General features: G+C 39.2%; 23 protein-coding genes and 2 other annotated features. Of the genes, 22 read left to right on the top strand and 1 reads right to left on the bottom strand.

The genetic code is table 11. The features are described from left to right. Positions 1-45 precede the first annotated feature (45 nt). The 3 genes from radA to pssA all read left to right on the top strand — a co-directional run bounded on the left by radA (position 46) and on the right by pssA (position 3,515). Positions 46-1,353: a DNA repair protein RadA gene (radA, locus tag D1Z92_RS14855; protein ID WP_240666765.1), complete on the top strand. Its 1,308-nt coding sequence runs from the start codon at positions 46-48 to the stop codon at positions 1,351-1,353. Between the two features lie 30 nt (positions 1,354-1,383). Then, entirely contained in the window at positions 1,384-2,460 is a 1,077-nt protein-coding gene (disA, locus tag D1Z92_RS14850; protein WP_128896462.1) for a DNA integrity scanning diadenylate cyclase DisA, read from the top strand. 389 nt (positions 2,461-2,849) lie between these two features. Next, positions 2,850-3,515, top strand: a complete 666-nt coding sequence (gene pssA / locus D1Z92_RS14840) for a CDP-diacylglycerol--serine O-phosphatidyltransferase (RefSeq protein ID WP_128896461.1) — start codon at positions 2,850-2,852, stop codon at positions 3,513-3,515. A gap of 126 nt (positions 3,516-3,641) precedes the next feature. Here the strand turns inward: pssA and D1Z92_RS14835 are convergent, their stop codons facing one another. Continuing rightward, on the bottom strand, positions 3,642-4,037 hold the full coding sequence (locus D1Z92_RS14835) for a DUF1573 domain-containing protein (RefSeq protein WP_128896460.1): 396 nt from the start codon (positions 4,035-4,037) through the stop codon (positions 3,642-3,644). A gap of 249 nt (positions 4,038-4,286) precedes the next feature. On the opposite strand from D1Z92_RS14835, the gene D1Z92_RS14830 reads away from it, so the two are divergent. From D1Z92_RS14830 to rpoB, 19 genes are all read left to right on the top strand, one after another. Next, positions 4,287-5,339 carry a PIN/TRAM domain-containing protein gene (locus D1Z92_RS14830; protein ID WP_240666763.1) on the top strand — a complete coding sequence of 351 codons (1,053 nt, stop codon included), beginning with the start codon at positions 4,287-4,289 and terminating at the stop codon, positions 5,337-5,339. Between the two features lie 59 nt (positions 5,340-5,398). Next, positions 5,399-6,100, top strand: a complete 702-nt coding sequence (ispD, locus tag D1Z92_RS14825) for a 2-C-methyl-D-erythritol 4-phosphate cytidylyltransferase (protein WP_128896459.1) — start codon at positions 5,399-5,401, stop codon at positions 6,098-6,100. Beyond that, positions 6,097-6,579, top strand: a complete 483-nt coding sequence (gene ispF / locus D1Z92_RS14820) for a 2-C-methyl-D-erythritol 2,4-cyclodiphosphate synthase (RefSeq protein WP_128896458.1) — start codon at positions 6,097-6,099, stop codon at positions 6,577-6,579. The genes ispD and ispF overlap by 4 nt, the downstream gene beginning before the upstream one ends. A 43-nt stretch (positions 6,580-6,622) precedes the next feature. Further along, on the top strand, positions 6,623-8,083 hold the full coding sequence (gene gltX, locus D1Z92_RS14815; RefSeq protein WP_128896457.1) for a glutamate--tRNA ligase: 1,461 nt from the start codon (positions 6,623-6,625) through the stop codon (positions 8,081-8,083). A gap of 68 nt (positions 8,084-8,151) precedes the next feature. Continuing rightward, positions 8,152-8,400: a binding site (T-box leader), on the top strand. A gap of 55 nt (positions 8,401-8,455) precedes the next feature. Further along, positions 8,456-9,109 carry a serine O-acetyltransferase gene (cysE, locus tag D1Z92_RS14810; RefSeq protein WP_128896456.1) on the top strand — a complete coding sequence of 218 codons (654 nt, stop codon included), beginning with the start codon at positions 8,456-8,458 and terminating at the stop codon, positions 9,107-9,109. 14 nt (positions 9,110-9,123) lie between these two features. Beyond that, the gene (gene cysS, locus D1Z92_RS14805) at positions 9,124-10,533 is read left to right on the top strand and encodes a cysteine--tRNA ligase (protein WP_128896455.1); all 1,410 of its coding nucleotides are present in this window, start codon (positions 9,124-9,126) and stop codon (positions 10,531-10,533) included. Then, positions 10,530-10,952, top strand: coding sequence for a Mini-ribonuclease 3 (locus D1Z92_RS14800; protein ID WP_128896454.1), 423 nt, complete (start codon positions 10,530-10,532; stop codon positions 10,950-10,952). The genes cysS and D1Z92_RS14800 overlap by 4 nt, the downstream gene beginning before the upstream one ends. Continuing rightward, positions 10,949-11,692, top strand: coding sequence for a 23S rRNA (guanosine(2251)-2'-O)-methyltransferase RlmB (gene rlmB, locus D1Z92_RS14795; protein ID WP_128896453.1), 744 nt, complete (start codon positions 10,949-10,951; stop codon positions 11,690-11,692). The genes D1Z92_RS14800 and rlmB overlap by 4 nt, the downstream gene beginning before the upstream one ends. Continuing rightward, positions 11,693-12,217 (top strand): NYN domain-containing protein, encoded by a 525-nt coding sequence (locus tag D1Z92_RS14790; protein WP_128896452.1) that lies wholly within the window; start codon positions 11,693-11,695, stop codon positions 12,215-12,217. It abuts the gene before it with no gap. Between the two features lie 152 nt (positions 12,218-12,369). Beyond that, positions 12,370-13,020 (top strand): RNA polymerase sporulation sigma factor SigH, encoded by a 651-nt coding sequence (sigH, locus tag D1Z92_RS14785; protein ID WP_128896451.1) that lies wholly within the window; start codon positions 12,370-12,372, stop codon positions 13,018-13,020. Positions 13,021-13,324: 304 nt separating this feature from the next. Beyond that, positions 13,325-13,474 (top strand): 50S ribosomal protein L33, encoded by a 150-nt coding sequence (rpmG, locus tag D1Z92_RS14780; RefSeq protein WP_128896450.1) that lies wholly within the window; start codon positions 13,325-13,327, stop codon positions 13,472-13,474. A gap of 18 nt (positions 13,475-13,492) precedes the next feature. After that, the gene (gene secE, locus D1Z92_RS14775; RefSeq protein WP_128896449.1) at positions 13,493-13,702 is read left to right on the top strand and encodes a preprotein translocase subunit SecE; all 210 of its coding nucleotides are present in this window, start codon (positions 13,493-13,495) and stop codon (positions 13,700-13,702) included. Between the two features lie 27 nt (positions 13,703-13,729). Next, positions 13,730-14,263 (top strand): transcription termination/antitermination protein NusG, encoded by a 534-nt coding sequence (gene nusG, locus D1Z92_RS14770; RefSeq protein ID WP_128896448.1) that lies wholly within the window; start codon positions 13,730-13,732, stop codon positions 14,261-14,263. 101 nt (positions 14,264-14,364) lie between these two features. Then, positions 14,365-14,790, top strand: coding sequence for a 50S ribosomal protein L11 (gene rplK, locus D1Z92_RS14765; RefSeq protein WP_128896447.1), 426 nt, complete (start codon positions 14,365-14,367; stop codon positions 14,788-14,790). Positions 14,791-14,850: 60 nt separating this feature from the next. After that, positions 14,851-15,531: a 50S ribosomal protein L1 gene (gene rplA, locus D1Z92_RS14760; protein WP_128896446.1), complete on the top strand. Its 681-nt coding sequence runs from the start codon at positions 14,851-14,853 to the stop codon at positions 15,529-15,531. 59 nt (positions 15,532-15,590) lie between these two features. Continuing rightward, positions 15,591-15,736 (top strand) — a sequence feature (ribosomal protein L10 leader region). A gap of 31 nt (positions 15,737-15,767) precedes the next feature. Continuing rightward, positions 15,768-16,277 carry a 50S ribosomal protein L10 gene (gene rplJ / locus D1Z92_RS14755; RefSeq protein WP_128896445.1) on the top strand — a complete coding sequence of 170 codons (510 nt, stop codon included), beginning with the start codon at positions 15,768-15,770 and terminating at the stop codon, positions 16,275-16,277. A gap of 43 nt (positions 16,278-16,320) precedes the next feature. After that, positions 16,321-16,686 (top strand): 50S ribosomal protein L7/L12, encoded by a 366-nt coding sequence (gene rplL, locus D1Z92_RS14750; RefSeq protein ID WP_128896444.1) that lies wholly within the window; start codon positions 16,321-16,323, stop codon positions 16,684-16,686. Between the two features lie 83 nt (positions 16,687-16,769). Further along, positions 16,770-17,363 (top strand): class I SAM-dependent methyltransferase, encoded by a 594-nt coding sequence (locus tag D1Z92_RS14745; protein ID WP_240666762.1) that lies wholly within the window; start codon positions 16,770-16,772, stop codon positions 17,361-17,363. Between the two features lie 459 nt (positions 17,364-17,822). Further along, a complete protein-coding gene (gene rpoB / locus D1Z92_RS14740; RefSeq protein ID WP_128896442.1) occupies positions 17,823-21,398 on the top strand; it encodes a DNA-directed RNA polymerase subunit beta in 3,576 nt (1,191 codons plus the stop codon). The last annotated feature ends 32 nt before the right edge of the window (positions 21,399-21,430 follow it).

Here is a 21,430-nt window from a genome sequence, read left to right as displayed (position 1 = left end):
ACTAAATTTGTCTGTCAAGAATGCGGCTATGAAACACCGAAATGGATGGGGAAATGCCCAGGATGCCATGCATGGAACAGCATGGTCGAACAACGAACACAGAATAAAAAGAATGAAAGATCTAGCTTTTTGCCTTCTCAAAAGCAGGAAGATGTACAAGCTATTACCGATATAAAAAGTAGCGAAAAAGAGCGATTAAAAACAGATATTGGCGAATTTAATCGAGTATTGGGTGGCGGTATCGTTGCTGGATCGTTAGTGTTGGTTGGTGGTGATCCAGGTATAGGTAAGTCCACGCTATTACTGCAAATTTCACAATCTATCGCAAAACAGAACAAAAAAGTGTTGTATGTTTCGGGAGAAGAATCGGCACAGCAAATCAAATTGAGGGCAGACCGATTAAATGTACTTTCCGATCATCTTTATGTTTTGTGTGAGACAGATTTAGAATATATTGTAGAGAAGATAGAAAAATTAAATCCAGAATACTTTATTATCGACTCCATACAAACCGTCTATCACCCCGAAATCACTTCTGCACCGGGCAGCGTTTCTCAAGTGCGTGAATGTACAAGTATGTTAATGAAAATAGCAAAAACAAAGCAAATCGCAACCTTTATCGTTGGACATGTGACTAAAGAAGGTAATATAGCGGGTCCAAGAATGTTGGAGCATATGGTGGATAGCGTTCTATATTTTGAAGGGGATCGCCATCATGCATATCGGATGCTTAGAGCAGTGAAAAATCGTTACGGATCTACGAATGAAATGGGCATTTTTGAAATGAAAGACTTAGGTCTGAGAGAAGTGAGCAATCCATCTGAACTGTTTTTGTCTGAGCGTCCTAAAGGAGTAGCGGGGTCTATCGTCGTTGCCAGCATGGAAGGAAGCAGACCTGTGCTCGTGGAAATGCAATCGTTAGTATCTAGAACGCACTTTCCCTCGCCAAAGCGAATGGGGACAGGAATAGATCATCATAGACTTTCCTTAATTATTGCGGTTTTGGAGAAGAGGATGGGCATGGTGTTGCAAAGCCATGATGCCTTTGTCAATGTAGCGGGCGGTATTAAGTTAGAGGAGCCAGCGGTTGATTTGGCTATTGCGATTACGATCGCATCTAGTTTCCGAGATAAGCCAACAAGACACGATGATGTTGTATTCGGGGAAATTGGCTTGACGGGTGAAGTAAGAGCGGTATCCAGGGTAGAACAAAGGGTGTACGAAGCGAAAAAATTAGGCTTTAAACGAGTCATTTTACCATCGCATAGTTTAAGTGGTTGGAAACATCCTGCCGATATACAAATTATCGGAGTCAGCACGGTTTCAGAAGCGCTTGATGTGACGATGATATAGAGAATAGTGTAGCAACCAGGGGGTTGGAACATGATAGAGAAAACAAATAATGATATAATGAGTTCTTTACTAAAACTTGTAGCACCAGGAACGTTGTTTCGCCAAGGCTTGGATAATGTGCTTCGCGCCAAGACGGGTGGGCTAATCGTAGTAGGTTATAGCTCTGAAGTGATGGATATAGTAGATGGTGGTTTCTCCATTAACTGTGATTTTTCTTCAAACTACTTATATGAACTGGCTAAAATGGACGGAGCCATCATTTTAAGTGAAGATGTGAGTAGAATCTTATATGCCAATACGCAGTTAATACCGGATTCTTCTATATCTTCAACCGAAACGGGAATTAGACACCGGACAGCGGAAAGGGTTGCGAAACAAACAAATAAACTAGTTGTTTCCATTTCTCAGCGTAGAAATGTGATCACCCTGTATCAAGGGAATCTCAGATATTCGCTCAAAGATATTGGAGTCATATTAACGAAAGCCAATCAAGCCATTCAAACGCTGGAGAAATATAAAGTCGTTTCCGATCAAGCATTCATTAATTTAGGTGCCAGTGAATTCGAAGAGTTAGTGACATTGCATGAAGTTTGTCATGTCATACAGCGAGTGGAAATGGTACTTAGAATAAAGAAAGAAATTAAGAAATATGTGAATGAATTAGGTACAGAAGGCCGCCTTATTAGTATGCAAGTGGAAGAACTTACTTCTAAGATGGACCATGAAGCTGCTTGTTTACTTCAAGATTATTGTAAAGACCCGAGTGAAGAAAGTATAAAGGAAATCACGGGGAATTTAGCTCAGCTAAGTAACGATGAACTGTTAGACTCCCAAACTGTCGTAAGAATATTAGGATTTCCTAGCAACAATAGCACATTGGAAGAAGCAGTCTCTCCTCGTGGTTATCGAGTATTGTATAAGATCCCTAGATTACCATCTGTTATCGTACAAAATTTGATTGACTGTTTTGATTATTTACCACATATTAAAATGGCGACCATCGAAGAATTAGATGAAGTAGATGGAATAGGAGAAGTTCGAGCTCGTGCAATCAAAGAAGGGCTGAAGCGAATCCAAGAACAAGTGTTTATTGACAGACATATATAAATTACATACAATCATAAAATATGTATATATATAGGATGAACAACGAAAGTGACAGTATCCCCTATATGTTAACGCAGGATTAAACCTTAGAAACGAAGCGATTCGTCTCTTAACCGTAGGGACTACGGGGATAGCTTAATAAACAATTGGCGGTTACGCTGATGTTCTTAGGAATCCCCCACTTCAAGCAGCCCGAAAGGGTGATAAGTGGTGGGTCGTTCAAGATATTCGTATACTTTTATATTTGTTAATGTTAAGCTGAATCATATTAATTAAACATATTGTAGGTTTTTGTGACGGTGATAGACTGTATTTGGGGAGGAAGCATTCCCTCTACAGCGGGTTATTACTAGCAAAATTGCAATAGGGTAGTTATGAGGTGGAAGTATATGATTAATAAATCACTACCTAATCTTTTTACCATAGGAAATCTTTGTATGGGAATGCTGGCCATTCTTTTTATATTTAACAACAAACCAGAGCTGGCAGCATTTATGGTTATTTTAGCAATGATTACAGATGGACTAGATGGGAAAATAGCACGGGCATTGAATGTGCAAAGTGATTTCGGAAGAGAATTAGATTCATTATCCGATGTCATTTCATTTGGTGTAGCACCTGCATTTATTATGTATGTTGTTTTATTTCAAGATATACAACCTACTATAGTAGGATTGTTCGCAACTGCTATTTTTCCTATATGCGGAGCGGTAAGGTTAGCGAGGTTTAATGTCGTGGAATCACAACCAGGCTATTTCATCGGATTGCCTATCCCAGCAGCAGGTGCGATATTAAGCACAATTGCATTATTTGAAGCAGAATTTAAACCGATGGTGCTTGTTATCATTACTTTATTGTTATCGGTGTTAATGGTTAGCAACATTAAATATCCAAACTTTAAAAATATACACATTTCAAGAAAACATATTTGGCTCCTTCTTTTATGTATCGTTTTATTACTACTGTCCTTTTTATATTTTCCAGAACAATGTATTATGGTTATTTTAGCTGTGTTATGTTTTTACGCACTGTATGGCTTAAAGAAAAAGAAATAAAGGTATGGCAATAAAAACTGAATGGTGGTTTTAGTCAGTCTATATTGCTAACATGTTACAGCATAGGCAAAATAGAAAAACATGATACAGTACAAAGAAGCCCTGGCATATGCCAGGGCTTTAACATTAAGATAATTTAAACAAACCAAGTGTGTTGCATTTATTCGTTTCCTCGTCTATGACACCATTCAAATCAATTTCAAGCAGATTGCACAGTGAAGCCATATAAAATAAATTTTTCCCCAACGTTGTACTTACTGCGTCCAAACAATTCTCACAAAGTGTTCCTTTTAAATGTGAATGTAGACCTTCTTGAGCGTCTTCCATCCCTTTTTCCTCGCACCATGATTGTTTATTTGCATTGACTTCCAAACAACCACATTCCGTAATGGACTTAATGACGGAGCGATGTACGGATGAATTAGATTCATTAAATTTAGAAAGAACATCCAAAATACTTTTATGTCGCAGGAGTAACTCTGAAACTTGTTTTTGAAAAACATTCAAACCACTGCTATCCATCACATATCACCTCAATATTATTGCTGGAGAATTTAGGTATTGTATTTATTATAAGTTTGTTGATGAATTTTTTCAAAGGAAAAGATCATAATCTTAATCTATAGGATTAGCCCAATTTAATTTTGTTCATACTATAACTAAGTTGGACAAATGATGTTTCATATTTTAACACCATGTTGTCATAGTAAAAGGGGACAAATCAATTTGTATTCTAACTTAATTCTAAGCATGTATGTGGAGGTGATTGGATTGAAAAAATTATGGCATTGGTTATTTAGTTTTGCTAGCGCCTATTTTTTGCTACAGTGGTTTATTGCACCGATGTATGATTTTCATATTGTCGTGACAGCATGCATCGTATGTATCATGGCAACATTCATTTGGGGTGTAACGTTAAATCTATGGAATAAGGGAATGAAATTATGGGGTTCTGTGATTCAAAACATTGCTAATTTACCAGGAAGAGAGTTGATGGCTGGTGTTATTGGCTTAATTCTTGCCTTACTTATTTCTGTATTGTTCTTCCCGCCGTTAGCTAGACTAGGCAGCGTTGGAGTATGGGTTTCATTATGTATGAGTCTATGTTTAGGCGTGCTCGGTTATATTGTTGGCGTGAGGAAAGCAAGTGAAATCAGTCAGTGGATGCATAGATTTGAACGAGAGCCTGCAGAGGCAAAAGGCGGAAAGAGTTTGAAAGACCATAAAATATTGGATACTTCTGTTATTATTGATGGTCGAATATCTGATATTTGTAAAACAGAATTTGTAGAGGGAACCCTTGTTATTCCAGAATTCGTACTAGAAGAATTGCAGCATATCGCCGATTCTTCTGACTTGTTGAAACGTAATCGGGGTAGAAGAGGATTAGATATTTTAAATAAAATTCAAAAAGAACTAGATGTCAAAGTACTCATTTATGAAGGTGATTTTGAAGATCAATCTGAAGTAGACAGCAAATTAATTAAACTAGCTAAATTGCTGGATGCAAAAGTAATCACCAACGACTTTAATCTAAATAAAGTCTGTGAGCTGCAAGGTGTACCTGTACTAAACATTAATGATCTTGCCAACGCGGTAAAGCCGGTCGTATTGCCTGGTGAGGAAATTTTAGTACAAGTCATTAAAGATGGAAAAGAGCAGGGACAAGGGGTAGCATACTTAGACGATGGGACGATGATTGTAGTAGAAGGCGGAAGAGACTTTATCGGAACGATGATCGAAGTGATTGTAACGAGTGTGCTGCAAACTTCTGCAGGCAGAATGATTTTTGCAAAACCAAAATTAATGGAAAAAGCGCTATAAAAAGCGTATACTATTGCTGTTGAGTTTCGCAAGTTCCATTCATTGGAGGTTGAAGTACAATGCAGCAGCAAAACAACATAGCAACGGTGATTGTCGCAGCGGGTAAAGGAACACGAATGAAAACTACAGAGAGTAAGCAATATCTCATGCTACAGGACAAGCCAATCATCGTGCATACGATACAAGCGTTTCAGTTAGTAGAAGAAATAAAATATATAGTACTTGTCGTTGGAGAGCAAGATAAACGAAGAGTACAAGAGTGGGTAGAACAGTATGCATTGCATAAAGTAATCCACGTCGTTGCTGGTGGGGACAACAGACAGCAGTCCGTGTACAAAGGGTTGCAGCAATTGCCACATGATGTGAAATGGGTATTAGTGCATGATGGTGTAAGACCATTTGTAAAACCAGTACATATCTCGCATTGTATAGAGAAAGCAAAGCAACACGGGGCAGCTGTACTTGGAGTCCCTGTTAAAGATACGATTAAACAAGTAGATACGATGCAACGTATTTTGCACACTCCACCGCGAAGGAGCTTGTGGGCCGTCCAAACCCCACAAGCTTTTCGTGTTGCCGATTTAATAGAAGCACATCAAGGAGTGACAGCACAGGATGATAGCATTACCGATGATGCGATGCTGCTTGAAAAGTGTGGAAAAGAAGTGGTCATGGTAGAAGGGGATTACAGCAATATTAAAATTACAACGCCAGAAGATTTAGAACTGGCAAATGTCATGTTAGGAGGGGAGAAGACATGATCAGAGTGGGACAAGGATTCGATGTACACCAATTAGTAGAAGGAAGAAAATGCATCATTGGCGGTGTGGATATTCCTTATGAGAAAGGCTTACTAGGGCATTCCGATGCGGATGTACTGTTACATGCGATCACCGATGCGATACTAGGAGCGCTAGGAAAAGGGGACATTGGTACTCACTTTCCAGATACTGACGAAGCATTTAAAGATGCGGACAGTATGGTGTTATTGCAGCAAGTTTGGGAGATGTCTCGCAGTGAAGGATTTACGTTAAGCAATTTGGATGCAACCATCATCGCTCAAAAACCAAAGATGGCACCCTACATTCCGCAAATGGTGAAAAAGGTAGCAGAAACATTGGAAGTGGAGACTTCGCAAATCAATATAAAGGCAACGACAACAGAAAAACTCGGTTTTACAGGTCGAGGAGAAGGAATTGCAGCACAGTGTGTTGTTTGTCTTATGAAAGATATGCTATGATTTGGAGTAATCCAGTATATACATTTTGAGAGGAGAAAGTGTCATGGCAAGAGAAGTAAGAGTTCGTTATGCACCCAGCCCAACGGGACATTTACATATAGGTAATGCACGTACAGCGCTTTTTAACTATTTATTCGCACGTTCACAAAATGGAAAGTTGATTGTCCGTATTGAAGACACCGATTTGAAACGTAATGTAGAGGGCGGAGTTGAAAATCAGCTTGAATTTATGGAGTGGCTAGGTTTAGATTGGGATGAATCCGTGGATAAGCCAGGTGAATACGGCCCATACCGTCAAACGGAAAGAATAGCATTATATGAAAAATACACAAATGAGTTAATGGAAAAAGGACTTGCTTATAAATGCTACTGTACAGAAGAAGAACTGGAAGCAGAGCGGGAAGCACAAATTGCTCGTGGTGAAATGCCTCGCTATTCTGGTCAACATCGCAATTTAAGCCAAGAACAAATGGAACAATTTGAAGCCGAAGGTCGCAAGCCGAGTATTCGTTTTCGTGTTCCAGCAGATAAAGAATATGCATTTCAAGATATCGTAAAAGGGGAACTGTCTTTTAACTCTAATGACTTCGGTGACTTTGTCATTGTGAAAAAAGACGGTATTCCAACTTATAACTTTGCTGTCGTTATAGACGATTACACCATGAACATTTCTCATGTATTGAGAGGCGATGATCATGTTTCTAATACTCCGCGTCAATTAATGATATATGAAGCATTAGGTTTTGAAGCTCCTTTATTCGGACATATGACGCTCATCGTCAATGAACAGCGTAAAAAATTGAGTAAGCGAGATGAGTCTATCATCCAATTTATCGAGCAATATCGTGATCTAGGTTTTTTACCAGAAGCTTTGTTTAACTTCATTGCTTTTCTAGGATGGTCTCCAGAAGGGGAAGATGAAATATTTTCCAAAGAACAATTGGTGGACATCTTTGACGCCAATCGTCTATCTAAAAGTCCAGCGGTGTTCGATACAGATAAACTACACTGGTTGAACAATCACTATATTAAACATGCGGAGTTAGAGCGTATCGTGCACCTATGTATTCCACATATGCAAGAGGCAGGTTATTTGTTTGATGATATAGATGAGGATACTTATGATTGGGTAACCCAGCTCGTCTCTTTATATCAAGAGCAACTGCGTTATGCAGCTGAAATCGTTCCATTATCTGCACTATTCTTTCATCAGCATCTGGATTACGATAAAGAAGCAGAGGAAGTTTTACAGCAACCACATGTAGCGGAAGTACTTCAATCCTTCATTGAGCAGCTTTCATCTTTAGAAACTTTCGACCCCGCTTCTATTAAGCAATGTATTAAATCGGTACAAAAAGCAACGGGTCATAAAGGGAAAAATTTATTCATGCCTATACGTATTGCCGCTTCAGGGCAAACGCATGGTCCAGACTTAAACCAAACGTTGTATTTACTCGGAAAGAAAACCGTAATTTCTCGTTTGCAAACGTTAATAAACGCCTAACGATATAGTCATTCGCTTATTTATAACCGTATAGGTAGCGATAAGTGTTTGACTGTTGTATAATTTTCATAACAACATGGATCAGGAAAGTAGCGATGGATTGAAAGTTGATTTACAGAGAAAACAGTGTGCGCTGAGAGCTGTTAATCTACTCCTACGTGAATGCACCTGTAAGTTGCATGGCTGAAAGCACACCGTTGTCCTAAGCTATGTCGTCTTTCCGCGTTAAGGAATAAAAGTGGGATTCTTTGTCGTTTTTCGGTAATGGGGAGAGACAGGAATCCAAACAGAGTGGAACCACGTTAATCGTCTCTGTAGCGACTACTCGCTGCAGAGTTTTTTTATTTTATCATGGTGAGGGAGGAAATCATCGTGTTTAAAACATTAAAATCAGATATTCAGACGGTATTTGATAATGATCCAGCAGCAAGAAGTGTGTTTGAAATTATGCTAACGTATTCTGGTTTACATGCGCTGTGGGCATACCGAATAGCGCACTGGTTTTATAAGCGAAAATGGTTCACCATCGCCCGGATGATTTCCCAAATCAGTAGGTGGATGACAGGGATCGAAATACATCCGGGAGCAACCATCGGCGAACGCTTTTTCATTGATCATGGTATGGGCGTCGTTATTGGGGAAACGTGTATTATTGGTAACGATGTGGTCATATATCAAGGGGTAACGCTAGGCGGAACAGGAAAAGAAAAAGGGAAGCGTCACCCGACAATAGGAAACAACGTCGTTATTAGTTCTGGAGCGAAAGTATTAGGGTCTTTTCATGTGGGAGATTACGTTCGGATCGGAGCGAATGCCGTTGTATTGCGTGAAGTTTGTTCCCATAGCACCGTAGTAGGTATCCCAGGTAAAGTGGTAAAGCGAAATGGTGTCAGAGTTGGTAAGTTAGATCATGGTAACTTACCCGATCCGGTTATTGACATATGCGATAAGTTACAAGCGAGAATAGATGAATTAGAAACGAAAATAAAAGATCATGAAGCTGATCTGGAGCAAATAAACAAGTAAGGAGATAGATACAAATGAGTTTATATATTTATAATACACTCACACGTGAAAAAGAGCTTTTTAAGCCGATTCGTAGCGGAGAAGTTTCCATGTACGTATGTGGTCCGACCGTATACGATTACATTCATATCGGCAATGCGCTTCCCGTTGTCATTTTTGATGTCGTGCGTAATTATTTAACACAGTTAGGATACAACGTTCATTACGTATCCAATTTTACCGACGTAGATGATAAAATCATCAAGCGTGCCAACGAATCAGGAATAAATGCACAGGAGTTGTCTTCCAAGTACATTCAAGAATTTTTGCAAGATGAAACATCTTTACATGTTGATCCTGCGCCAGTACATCCGTTAGTCACGGACTTCATGCAAGATATCATTCAATTTATTCAAGGTTTAATGGATAAAGGGTTTGCGTATGAAAATGGCGGCGATGTCTTTTTTAGAACGACAGCATTTAAAGCTTACGGAAAGTTGTCAGGACAAAATTTAGAGGAATTACAGTACGGTATTCGTGTCGAAGTAGATAAGCGAAAAGAAAACCCGCAAGACTTTGTATTATGGAAACAGGCCAAAGAAGGTGAAGTCGCTTGGGACAGTCCGTGGGGATCTGGGAGACCAGGCTGGCACATTGAGTGCTCCGCATTAGCAAAAGCACATTTAGGTGAAACGATTGATATTCATGGTGCAGGGGCAGATTTGCAGTTTCCTCATCATGAATGCGAGAAGGCACAGTCCGAAGCCCTTCACGATAAGCCGTTTGCAAACTATTGGATGCATAACGGGTACCTCAATTTAAATAATGAAAAGATGTCTAAATCATTAGGGAATGTCGTCAATGTAAGGGATTTGATAAAAAAATATAACGCGGAAAGTATTAGAATGGCGTTATTATCTTCCCATTACCGCAGTCCACTAAACTTTAGTCATGACTTAATGGAACAGGCAAAAGCGGGTACGACGCGAATAAGTAATTGTCTTGCTAACATTCAACACCGACTAGCAACGACGAATGACGTGGAAAAAGATGCAGATGAAAACATGCAACAAGTGATAGAAAGTATAGCGCAGAAGTTTCATCAGAAAATGCAGGACGATTTCAATACACCGGATGCGATCACAGCATGCTTTGAACTCGTAACGGAAGCGAATCAGTACTGTGAACAGGATGAAGTACATCCAATCACCCTTCAGCAATGCTTACAGTTATTTGAGCAGATGAATGATGTATTAGGGATTGTACCCAAACCGGAAACCAATGAAATATTAGATGAAGAAGTGGAACAACTGCTACAAGATCGCATTGATGCAAGAAAGGCAAAGCAATGGGATAAAGCAGATGCCATTAGACAACAGCTAGAAGAGCAAGGTATTTTACTTGAAGATACGCCTCAAGGTACGCGCTGGAAGAGAAAGGGATGAAGACATTGGATTCAAATTTGTTTTTCTTTTCTTCAGATAAGCAAGCGGATCACCAACATCCGCTTGTTTTAGCTTATATTGGTGATGTGGTACACGAAATGTACGTGCGCCAATACGTTGTTTCTAACCATAATGCAAAAGTAAAAGCATTACATACAGAGACGACGAAACACGTATCGGCACGTGGACAAGTTGAAGCATTGAAAAAGTGGATGCCACATTTGACAGAAAAAGAAACGGAAGTCGTAAAGCGAGGAAGAAACAGTAAATCAGGGCAAGCTCCCAAATCAGCATCGGTAATGGATTATCGACATAGTACAGGATTTGAGTGCTTGGTTGGTTATTTATATTTAACAGAGCAATGGGACAGATTACAAGAGCTGTTCAACATGACGATAACGGAGGATGATAAAAAGTGAGTGAATACATCGGAGGTAAACATGCGGTAACAGAAGCGTTAAGAGCAAATCGAACGCTGCATAAATTATGGATATCTAAACAGGCACAGCCGTCCGTAGTGGAGAACATAGTCGATTTAGCGAAACAGAACGGTGTCGTCTATCAGACGGCAGATCGACGTAAATTAGATCAAATGCTTCCGGATGTTGCCCATCAAGGAGTCGTGGCGCAAGTTGCGGCAGTAGACTATGTCACAGTAGAAGATATTGTGGCGAGGGCACAGCGTAAAAATGAATCACCATTCTTATTAATTCTAGAAGAAATCGAAGATGCTCACAATCTTGGATCGATTTTGCGTACGGCCGATGCAGCAGGTGTTCACGGGGTCATCATTCCTAAAAGACGTGCGGTAGGACTAACTTCAACGGTAGCGAAAACATCTGCTGGTGCACTTGAATACGTACCGGTTGCCAGAGTGAGTAACTTGGGTCAGCAAGTAAAGCAGTTAAAAGAGCAAGGAATTTGGATTGTCGGTACAGCGGGGGAAGCGGAGCAAACATTATATGATATAGATATGACCTTGCCCATTGCGATTGTTATAGGTAATGAGCACAAAGGATTAAGTCGATTAATGAGAGAACGATGTGATTTTCTTGCTAAGCTCCCTATGTTTGGGCAAATACAATCTTTAAATGCATCGGTAGCAGCAGCGCTTTTTACATATGAGGCGGTTAGACAGAGAGGGAACGGATCTGTTTAGATGCGAAAAGAAATTGTTATCGTGGATGGCTATAATGTCATTGGCGCAGACGATAAGCTAAAAACGTTAGCCAAAGAAGATTTTGAGGGAGCGAGAGATGAGCTTATATCCATGTTAGCAGAATATCAAGCGTATAGTGGAAGAGAAGTCATTGTTGTTTTTGATGCGCATCGTGTGGTCGGAAAAGGCAGCCAACAACATATGTACAATATGGATATTCGCTATACAAAAGAAAAAGAAACTGCCGATGAATGTATTGAGAGGTTAGTTGTAGAATTAAGTAATGTCGCAACGAGAATTTATGTGGCTACATCCGACCGAGTCGAACAGCATGTGACATTTGGTAATGGGGGATTGCGAATTAGTGCGATGGAGTTAGTAAGAGAAATGAAGAAAGCCACACAATCCATTCGTCATAAAATAGCCAATCAACAACATCAACCTCATAAAAATTCGTTCGACAATCGATTGCCGGATGATCTGAAAGAAAAGTTTGAACAATGGAGAAGAGGAAACAAAAAATAAAATATACGAATAAGTAAACGTTATGAAATAATTGGTTGACGGCTTCCAAGCTATTCATGTATACTTATGCTAACTTTGACATAATAAACCTTGCTTCGTGAAGAAAAGTTGAAAGTGTCGTTAATGCCTTGAAGACCGGAGGGATACTAACTGTGAAAGTCGATCTCTATGATTCAACAATAACTGAGCATGAACTCAAAACAGATGAGGAGATTGTCAAAGCGGTTCAAGAAGGCAATGTAGAAGCGCTCGAATATTTGATCAACAAGTATAAAAACTTTGTTCGGTCTAAGGCAAGATCCTATTTTTTAATCGGTGCTGATAAAGAGGATATTGTACAAGAAGGTATGATTGGTTTGTACAAATCGATTCGAGACTTTCGCGGCGATAAGCTTTCTTCATTTAAAGCATTTGCAGAATTATGCATTACACGTCAAATTATTACGGCGATCAAAACAGCGACAAGACAAAAGCATATTCCACTTAATTCCTATGTTTCATTAGACAAGCCTATTTATGATGAAGAATCGGATAGAACCCTATTAGATGTCATCTGTGGCTCCAAAATTTCTAATCCCGAAGAGTTGATGATTAGTAAAGAAGAGTACAGCGGTCTGGAAGATAAGATGGAGGAATTGCTGAGTAGCTTGGAGCGAAAAGTATTAATGTTGTACTTGGAAGGCAGATCTTATCAAGAAATTGCGGTAGACTTGAAGCGACATGTGAAATCCATTGATAATGCCTTGCAAAGAGTGAAAAGGAAGTTAGAAAGATACATTGAGTTGCGTAGAGTGAATTTCTAATAGAAGTGACAGCCCGTGGGCACATCATCGGCTTGCTGGAAATGGTGCTAATACCAAAGCAGTATTTCCAGGAAATCAGTGAAGCCTATTTTTTTTGCCTATCTAATGTTTACGAATGTTGAAAGCGGAGAACAATGTAAACATGGTAGTATTTATGTTTACATCCCTACATATACTAGAAGCTTTTTCTTGACATCATAAAGCCCGTGTGATACATTTTTTTAGGTAGCCCTAAAACGCTCATAATGTCAATTCATAACGATAGAAGCTTTACCAATGAGGTTGTCTCAGGAGGTGTCACATCGTGCGAGTAGTCGTAACTTTAGCTTGTACAGATTGCAAGCAAAGAAACCATACAACAAATAAGAACAAGAGAACGAACCCAGATCGTATAGAGCTCAAAAAATATTGCAAGTTCTGTAACGCACATACCATTCATCGAGAAACAAGGTAGTGACTTGGGGGTGTAGTCATGGCAATTTTAGGAAAAGTAAAAAATAGTTTTGGATCCATGTTTTCATTTTTTGCAAATAGTTGGGCTGAATTGAAAAAAGTCCGCTGGCCGAAGCGAAAAGAATTAATTAGTTACACCATTGTCGTTTTAGTGACGGTTGCAATTGTTACAGTATACTTTACCATCGTGGATTTCGGACTAAATAATTTAATTGATGCATTGTTTTAGTAGGTCCTAATTAGAGGTGGTCTTTGTATGGAAAAAAGATGGTATGTTGTTCATACCTACGCAGGTTATGAGAACAAAGTAAAGGCGAATCTTGAAAAACGTGTTCAGTCTATGAATATGTTGGATAAGATCTTTCGTGTTCTTGTACCTATGGAAGAAGAAGTGGTAAACAAAGACGGTAAGAAAAAAACGGTCATGAAAAAAGTTTACCCAGGATATGTATTAGTTGAAATGGTGCAAACGGATGATTCTTGGTATGTTGTTCGTAATACTCCAGGTGTAACAGGGTTTGTAGGTTCATCAGGCCCAGGTTCTAAACCTACTGCATTACTGCCTGATGAAGTAGATTCTATTCTTAAACATATGGGAATGGAAGAAATCAGACCGTCTGTTGATTTGGAAGTGGACGACACCATACGTGTCAAAGAAGGTCCGTTTGCTGATTTTGTTGGAAAAGTAGAAGAAGTATTATTAGAAAAAAGTAAAGTGAAAGTTCATGTAAGTATGTTTGGAAGAGAAACGCCTCTTGAGCTAGACTTTGATGCTGTCGAAAAGGTGTAGGCGTCTCTTTCTAAAAAACTTCATTTATGAATGATTGCGAGCTGTTCAGTGGGAGGGCTAATATCCCGTTTCTACCACATTACTGCAAGGAGGTGTACACAGTGGCGAAAAAAGTAATTAAAGTTGTCAAATTACAAATTGCTGCGGGGAAAGCAAATCCGGCTCCTCCAGTTGGTCCTGCGCTAGGGCAAGCGGGAGTTAACATCATGCAATTTTGTAAAGAGTTTAATGCTCGTACTTCAGATCAAGCAGGTTTAATCATTCCTGTAGTATTGAGTGTATTCGAAGATCGTTCTTTCACATTCGAAACCAAAACTCCACCAGCAGCTGTATTGTTGAAAAAAGCTGTAGGAATTGAGAAAGCATCAGGTGAACCGAATGTAAACAAAGTAGCGACAATTAAACGCGATAAAGTAAAAGACATTGCGGAGCAAAAGATGCAAGACTTAAATGCTGCATCCGTAGAAGCTGCAATGCGTATGGTTGAAGGTACTGCGCGTAGCATGGGTATCGTAGTCGAAGACTAATACAACGTGCTATGAAGTGGGAGGGTCATCCGTTAATACCACATTGAGGAGGAAATAAGAATGGCAAAGCGTGGCAAAAAATACGCAGAGGCGTTGAAACAATATGATCAAGAAGCGATTTTTGAGCCTAGTGAAGCAGTTGGACTTGTGAAAAAAATGTCCACAGCGAAATTCGATGAGACCGTTGAAGTTGCAGTTCGCTTAGGTGTTGACCCTAAGAAACAAGACCAAGCGGTACGTGGAGTTGTTGTGCTTCCACATGGAACAGGTAAAACAAAACGCGTTCTTGTATTTGCAAAAGGTGAAAAAGCAAAAGAAGCGGAAAAAGCGGGTGCGGATTTTGTTGGCGATCAAGATATGATCAACAAAGTTCAACAAGGCTGGTTCGACTTTGATGTATGTGTGGCTACACCAGATATGATGAGCGAAGTTGGTAAGTTAGGGCGTCTGCTTGGGGGGAAAGGTTTAATGCCAAACCCGAAAGCAGGTACAGTAACATTTGATGTGGAGAAAGCTGTTCAAGAAATCAAAGCTGGTAAAATTGAATTCCGTTTGGACAAAGCGGGTCAAATTCATGCCCCTATCGGTAAAGTTTCTTTTGATCAAGATAAGCTAACGGAAAACTTGAATACATTAATGGAAGCTTTGCAAAGAGCAAAACCAGCTTCAGCTAAAGGTGTATACTTGAAAAACATTTCCGTATCTTCCACTATGGGACCTGGGGTTCGTACTCAATATTAATTGATACTTGACACATCTGATAATAGATGTTAACCTATTTAAGGTTTAAATAATCATAAGAAAATAACATTTGTTTACCGTAGACAGTAGGTGCTGCAAAGCTTAATTTCCTACCGAGGTGTGATATATAGTTTATTCATTTATAATGAAGAGACTAAAACACAAGCCTTCGTCATGTCTGCGGAGGCTTTTATTTTTTTGATGATCATTCTAAGAATGATGAGGAGGTGTGTACGTTGCCAAATGCAAGCGTTCTAGAACAGAAAAAAGAAATGGTATCTTCCATTGCTACAAAACTTCGGGAAAGTCAAAGTACTGTCGTTGTTGATTATCGTGGATTAGACGTTGCCGAAGTTACAGAATTACGTAAACAACTTCGTGAAGCGAATGTGGAACTAAAGGTTATTAAAAATAACTTAGTGAAGCGTGCCACACAAGAAACAGATTTCACTGAATTGGATGAGTTTTTAGTGGGTCCGACAGCTGTTGCTTTCTCAAAAGAAGATGCTCTTGCTGCTGCTAAAATATTGTCTGACTTTGCGAAAGGTCATGAGAACCTAGACATTAAAGTAGGTATTGTTGAAGGGAAAGTAGTTAGTCAAGAAGACCTTAAAGCGTTGGCTTCTCTTCCTTCAAGAGATGGTTTACTTTCTATGTTGCTTAGCGTTTTACAAGCACCTATTCGTAACATGGCACTTGCTGTTAAAGCAGTTGCTGATAAAGATGGAGAATCAACGGAAGGTTAATCCTGTCCTAAATAAAATAAATATAAATTGATGGAGGTTTATCATGAGTAAAGAACAAATTATTGAAGCAATAAAAGAAATGTCCGTTCTTGATTTAAATGATCTTGTTAAAGCAATTGAAGAAGAGTTTGGTGTAACTGCTGCTGCACCTGTAGCTGTTGTTGGTGGAGCTGCTGGCGGAGAAGCTGCTGCTGAGCAAACTGAATTTGATGTTATCTTGACAAGTGCTGGAAGCTCAAAAATCAACGTAATCAAGGCAGTTCGTGAAATCACTGGTCTTGGTTTGAAAGAAGCGAAAGCATTAGTTGATGGTGCTCCAGCTCCAATCAAAGAAAAAGCTTCTAAAGAAGATGCTGAAACAATGAAAGAAAAATTAGAAGGTGCAGGCGCATCTGTAGAAGTGAAGTAATTTTAATATACTTCATATGGATATCAACATCCCCTCGGTTAATCAAGGGGATGTTTCCATCATCATGATAGAGGAGAATTGTTGTGGATCACTATTATAGTAAAAATCCTAACGCCAACCATCAGCCTCACACCATTACACAAAACATAAAGGGAACTACATTTCAGTTTCATACGGATGCAGGTGTGTTTTCAAAACGAAGTGTTGATTTTGGCAGTGTATTACTTATGGAAGAAATAGTGTTGCATAATGTCTCCCGTATATGTGATGTTGGATGCGGGTACGGACCTATCGGACTTTTCATTGCAAAACATGCTGAAAAAAGTCATGTGTATATGGTGGACATTAATGAACGTGCAGTTGGCTTAGCCAAACAAAATGCAACATTAAATCATATACATAATGTCACCATTACGCAGAGTGACAAGTTCCAACATATAGAGGAAACAGATTTCGATCTCGTTGTAAGCAATCCACCGGTGCGAGCTGGAAAAGAGACAGTACATTCCATTTTCTCGCAAGCGCATGAAAGATTAAAACCACTTGGACAATTATGGATTGTTATTCAGAAAAAGCAAGGTGCTGCATCGGCGAAAAAGAAATTGGATTCATTATTTTCAAATGTGGAATTAATGAAGAGAAGTAGAGGGTATCACATCTATAAAGCAACGAAATAGAGTGGACGGATATGTTGACGCGCTCTATGCGCTATGATATTATTGTATACTGTCAGCATAAACGTGTCTGAATTTATTTAGTTTGCTGAAATGTTATACATTCAATACAAATGTAAGTCATGTGATTTTTGTATTATCTTATGTATATTGTTTATACATTTGGGAATGATGCATAATATGGTAGAATTTATGTTCTGTTATGCTCATCTATTCATATCAGTCAAATGCATTTGTTCTTCTTAATTGCTGCCTGCTAATCTTACGTGTACAAAACACAATGAGTGAAGAAAGTAGGGGCTTTGTTTTATTTTGATTTATTTTGGTTTTAAAAAGTTACAGTTTTTATTTAACTATTATATATTGCAATTGTAACATGTTTTTTATGCATAGAACATATTCTTATGCATATAATTTATTTTCAACGATATGCATCATTACGTCAATGTAAAAATGTTTAGCATGTCTATTGGCATAAGGGGTGAATGGAAGTTGGCAGGTCAACTTGTTCAATTTGGTCGTCGCGAACGAAGAAGTTATGCGCGTATCAATGAAGTATTAGAAATACCCAACCTCATCGAAATTCAAAAGAAATCTTATGAGGAATTCCTGGATAGAGGATTACGGGAAATGTTTCGTGATATTTCACCGATACAAGATTTTACTGGAAATTTGGCATTAGAATTTATCGATTACGTGCTTGGAGAACCCAAATATTCGGTAGATGAAAGCAAGGAGCGAGATGTTACATATGCTGCTCCGCTAAGAGTGAAGGTTCGTCTTTATAATAAAGAGACTGGTGAAGTAAAGGATCAAGAAGTATTTATGGGAGACTTCCCGCTTATGACCGAAACCGGGACCTTTATTATAAATGGGGCTGAACGAGTTATTGTCAGCCAGCTTGTTCGCTCTCCTAGTGTTTATTTCAACGATAAAGTAGATAAAAACGGTAAAAAAGCTTATACCGCTACTGTTATTCCTAATCGTGGAGCTTGGCTCGAGTTAGAAACAGACGCTAAAGATATTGTCTACGTTAGAATTGATCGTACAAGAAAGATTCCTGTTACGGTTTTACTTAGAGTACTAGGTTTCAGTACAGATCAAGATATCATCGATTTGCTTGGCGAAGATGAATACATCCGTAATACATTAGAAAAAGACAACACAGAGTCTACAGAAAAAGCTTTAATTGAAATATATGAAAGACTTCGCCCAGGAGAACCTCCTACGATAGAAAATGCAAAAAGTCTTCTCATTGCTCGTTTCTTTGATCCAAAACGTTATGATCTAGCGAATGTCGGAAGGTACAAAATTAATAAAAAGCTGCATATCAAGAATCGATTGTTCAATCAGCGCTTAGCTGAAACATTAGTGAATCCTGAAACAGGCGAAATTATCGCTGAAGCTGGACAATTAGTGGATCGTAGATTGCTTGATGAGCTCCTCCCTTATTTAGAGGAAGGTATTAATTTAAAAGAACAGCAAGTGACCGAAGGTGTCCTTGATGAAAATACCATTCCACTACAAGTGATCGATGTGTTCTCACCTGCTGAAGATGGGAAAATCGTCAAAGTTATTTCTAACGGCAAAATTGATATGGATATGAAACATATCACTCCAGCTGATATTATTTCCTCTATCAACTATTTTATTAACTTGTTAAAAGATATTGGAGATACGGATGATATAGATCATTTGGGTAACAGAAGATTACGTTCCGTTGGGGAATTGCTGCAAAATCAATTCCGTATTGGACTTTCCCGTATGGAAAGAGTAGTTAGAGAAAGAATGTCTATTCAAGATGCAAATGTGATTACGCCACAAGCATTGATTAACATTCGACCTGTTATCGCATCAATTAAAGAGTTTTTTGGTAGTTCACAGCTATCTCAGTTTATGGATCAAACGAATCCACTAGCTGAACTTACACACAAACGTCGTTTATCCGCACTTGGTCCTGGAGGATTGACTAGAGACCGTGCTGGATTTGAAGTTCGTGACGTTCATCACTCTCACTATGGTAGAATGTGTCCAATTGAAACGCCTGAGGGGCCTAACATCGGTCTCATTAACTCCTTGTCTACGTTTGCAAGAGTGAATGAGTACGGTTTTATTGAAGCACCTTATCGTTGGGTTGATCCTAAAACCAACTTAGTGACAGAGAAAATAGATTACTTGACTGCGGACGAAGAAGACAACTATGTTATCGCGCAGGCAAATAGTAAGTTGAATGAAGATGGTAGTTTTGTCGATGACAATATTATCAGTCGTTATAACAAGAAATCGGAAGATATATTAACGATGTCCAGAGATCGTATCGACTATGTTGACGTATCTCCTAAACAGGTTGTATCTGTTGCAACCGCGTTAATTCCGTTTTTAGAGAATGATGACTCCAACCGTGCGTTGATGGGATCTAACATGCAACGTCAGGCTGTACCGCTTCTCATTCCTAGGTCTCCATTAGTTGGAACGGGGATGGAGCATAAAGCTGCAAAAGATTCAGGGGTTTGTGTGGTAGCGAAGTACGACGGAATTATCGAACGTTCCTCCGCAGAACAAATTGTGTTAAGACGACAAGAAGTTGTCGACGGAACACTTGTGAGTGGAGATGCCATAAAGTACAAGCTGCATAAGTTTATTCGTTCTAATCAAGGAACTGCCGTGAATCAACGTCCACTTGTGAAAATAGGAGACGTAGTCAAGGCTGGAGATATTCTTGCTGACGGGCCTTCTACGGAACAAGGAGAATTAGCATTAGGGCAAAACGTGGTCGTAGCCTTCATGACTTGGGAAGGATATAACTACGAGGATGCTATTTTGTTAAGTGAAAACTTAGTGAAAGAAGACGTATACACTTCTATTCATATTGAAGAATATGAGTCTGAGGCGAGAGACACGAAGTTAGGACCAGAGGAAATCACACGTGATATTCCTAATGTCGGTGAAGATGCACTCAAAAATCTCGATGAGCGAGGCATTATTCGAGTTGGTGCTGAGATCGTATCTGGTGACATCTTAGTAGGGAAAGTGACACCAAAAGGTGTGACAGAGCTTACTGCAGAAGAACGCTTATTGCATGCTATCTTCGGCGAAAAAGCAAGAGAAGTTAGAGATACTTCCTTACGTGTGCCACATGGTACGGACGGTATTGTGGTAGATGTTAAAGTATTCACAAGAGAAAATGGAGACGAATTACCTCCAGGTGTAAACCAACTTGTTCGAGTATACATCGCACAAAAACGTAAAATATCAGAAGGGGACAAAATGGCTGGTCGTCACGGTAACAAAGGGGTTATCGCGAGAATACTACCAGAAGAAGATATGCCATTCCTTCCTGATGGAACACCTGTTGACGTTGTTCTTAATCCACTTGGTGTACCTTCACGTATGAACCTTGGTCAGGTGCTTGAAGTTCATATTGGTATGGCTGCCAAGCGTTTAGGCATTCATGTTGCAACTCCAGTATTTGATGGTGCTCGTGAAACCGATGTGTTTGATACGATGGAAGAAGCAGGGATGCAGCGTAACGGTAAAACTGTCTTATATGATGGAAGAACCGGAGAACCATTTGAAAGAGAAGTTACGGTGGGTGTCATGTATATGATTAAACTGGCACACATGGTTGATGATAAAATTCATGCACGTTCAACAGGTCCATACTCACTCGTTACACAGCAGCCACTTGGTGGTAAAGCACAATTTGGTGGACAGCGTTTTGGTGAGATGGAAGTTTGGGCTTTGGAAGCATACGGTGCTTCTTATACATTGCAAGAAATTTTAACAGTCAAGTCAGATGACGTTGTGGGAAGGGTAAAAACATACGAATCTATCGTTAAAGGTGAGAATGTCCCTGAACCTGGCATACCTGAATCATTTAAAGTTCTTATTAAAGAGCTTCAAAGTTTAGGAATGGATGTTAAGATACTGACCGAAAATGAAGAAGAAATAGTAATGAAAGAGATTGACGAAGAAGAAGATTCTTCTGAAGATAGACTTAGTCTCAATCTTGAAGGCGCAGAAACAGGTAGCGATTAAAGAGTAAAGTTTCAATATCAATTCATTCTTGA

The sequence above is a fragment of the Longirhabdus pacifica genome (genome assembly GCF_004115085.1).
GTDB classification, from domain to species: Bacteria; Bacillota; Bacilli; order Paenibacillales; family DSM-105158; genus Longirhabdus; species Longirhabdus pacifica.
This window is presented reverse-complemented; position numbering and strand designations above follow the sequence as displayed.

Coding starts and splice junctions, on each gene's coding strand:
- radA (WP_240666765.1), top strand. CDS start 46: ATGGGGAAATGCCCAGGATGCCATGCATGGAACAGCATGGTCGAACAA.
- disA (WP_128896462.1), top strand. CDS start 1,384: ATGATAGAGAAAACAAATAATGATATAATGAGTTCTTTACTAAAACTT.
- pssA (WP_128896461.1), top strand. CDS start 2,850: ATGATTAATAAATCACTACCTAATCTTTTTACCATAGGAAATCTTTGT.
- D1Z92_RS14835 (WP_128896460.1), bottom strand. CDS start 4,037: ATGGATAGCAGTGGTTTGAATGTTTTTCAAAAACAAGTTTCAGAGTTA.
- ispD (WP_128896459.1), top strand. CDS start 5,399: ATGCAGCAGCAAAACAACATAGCAACGGTGATTGTCGCAGCGGGTAAA.
- ispF (WP_128896458.1), top strand. CDS start 6,097: ATGATCAGAGTGGGACAAGGATTCGATGTACACCAATTAGTAGAAGGA.
- gltX (WP_128896457.1), top strand. CDS start 6,623: ATGGCAAGAGAAGTAAGAGTTCGTTATGCACCCAGCCCAACGGGACAT.
- cysS (WP_128896455.1), top strand. CDS start 9,124: ATGAGTTTATATATTTATAATACACTCACACGTGAAAAAGAGCTTTTT.
- D1Z92_RS14800 (WP_128896454.1), top strand. CDS start 10,530: ATGAAGACATTGGATTCAAATTTGTTTTTCTTTTCTTCAGATAAGCAA.
- D1Z92_RS14790 (WP_128896452.1), top strand. CDS start 11,693: ATGCGAAAAGAAATTGTTATCGTGGATGGCTATAATGTCATTGGCGCA.
- secE (WP_128896449.1), top strand. CDS start 13,493: ATGGCAATTTTAGGAAAAGTAAAAAATAGTTTTGGATCCATGTTTTCA.
- nusG (WP_128896448.1), top strand. CDS start 13,730: ATGGAAAAAAGATGGTATGTTGTTCATACCTACGCAGGTTATGAGAAC.
- rplA (WP_128896446.1), top strand. CDS start 14,851: ATGGCAAAGCGTGGCAAAAAATACGCAGAGGCGTTGAAACAATATGAT.
- rplL (WP_128896444.1), top strand. CDS start 16,321: ATGAGTAAAGAACAAATTATTGAAGCAATAAAAGAAATGTCCGTTCTT.
- rpoB (WP_128896442.1), top strand. CDS start 17,823: ATGTCTATTGGCATAAGGGGTGAATGGAAGTTGGCAGGTCAACTTGTT.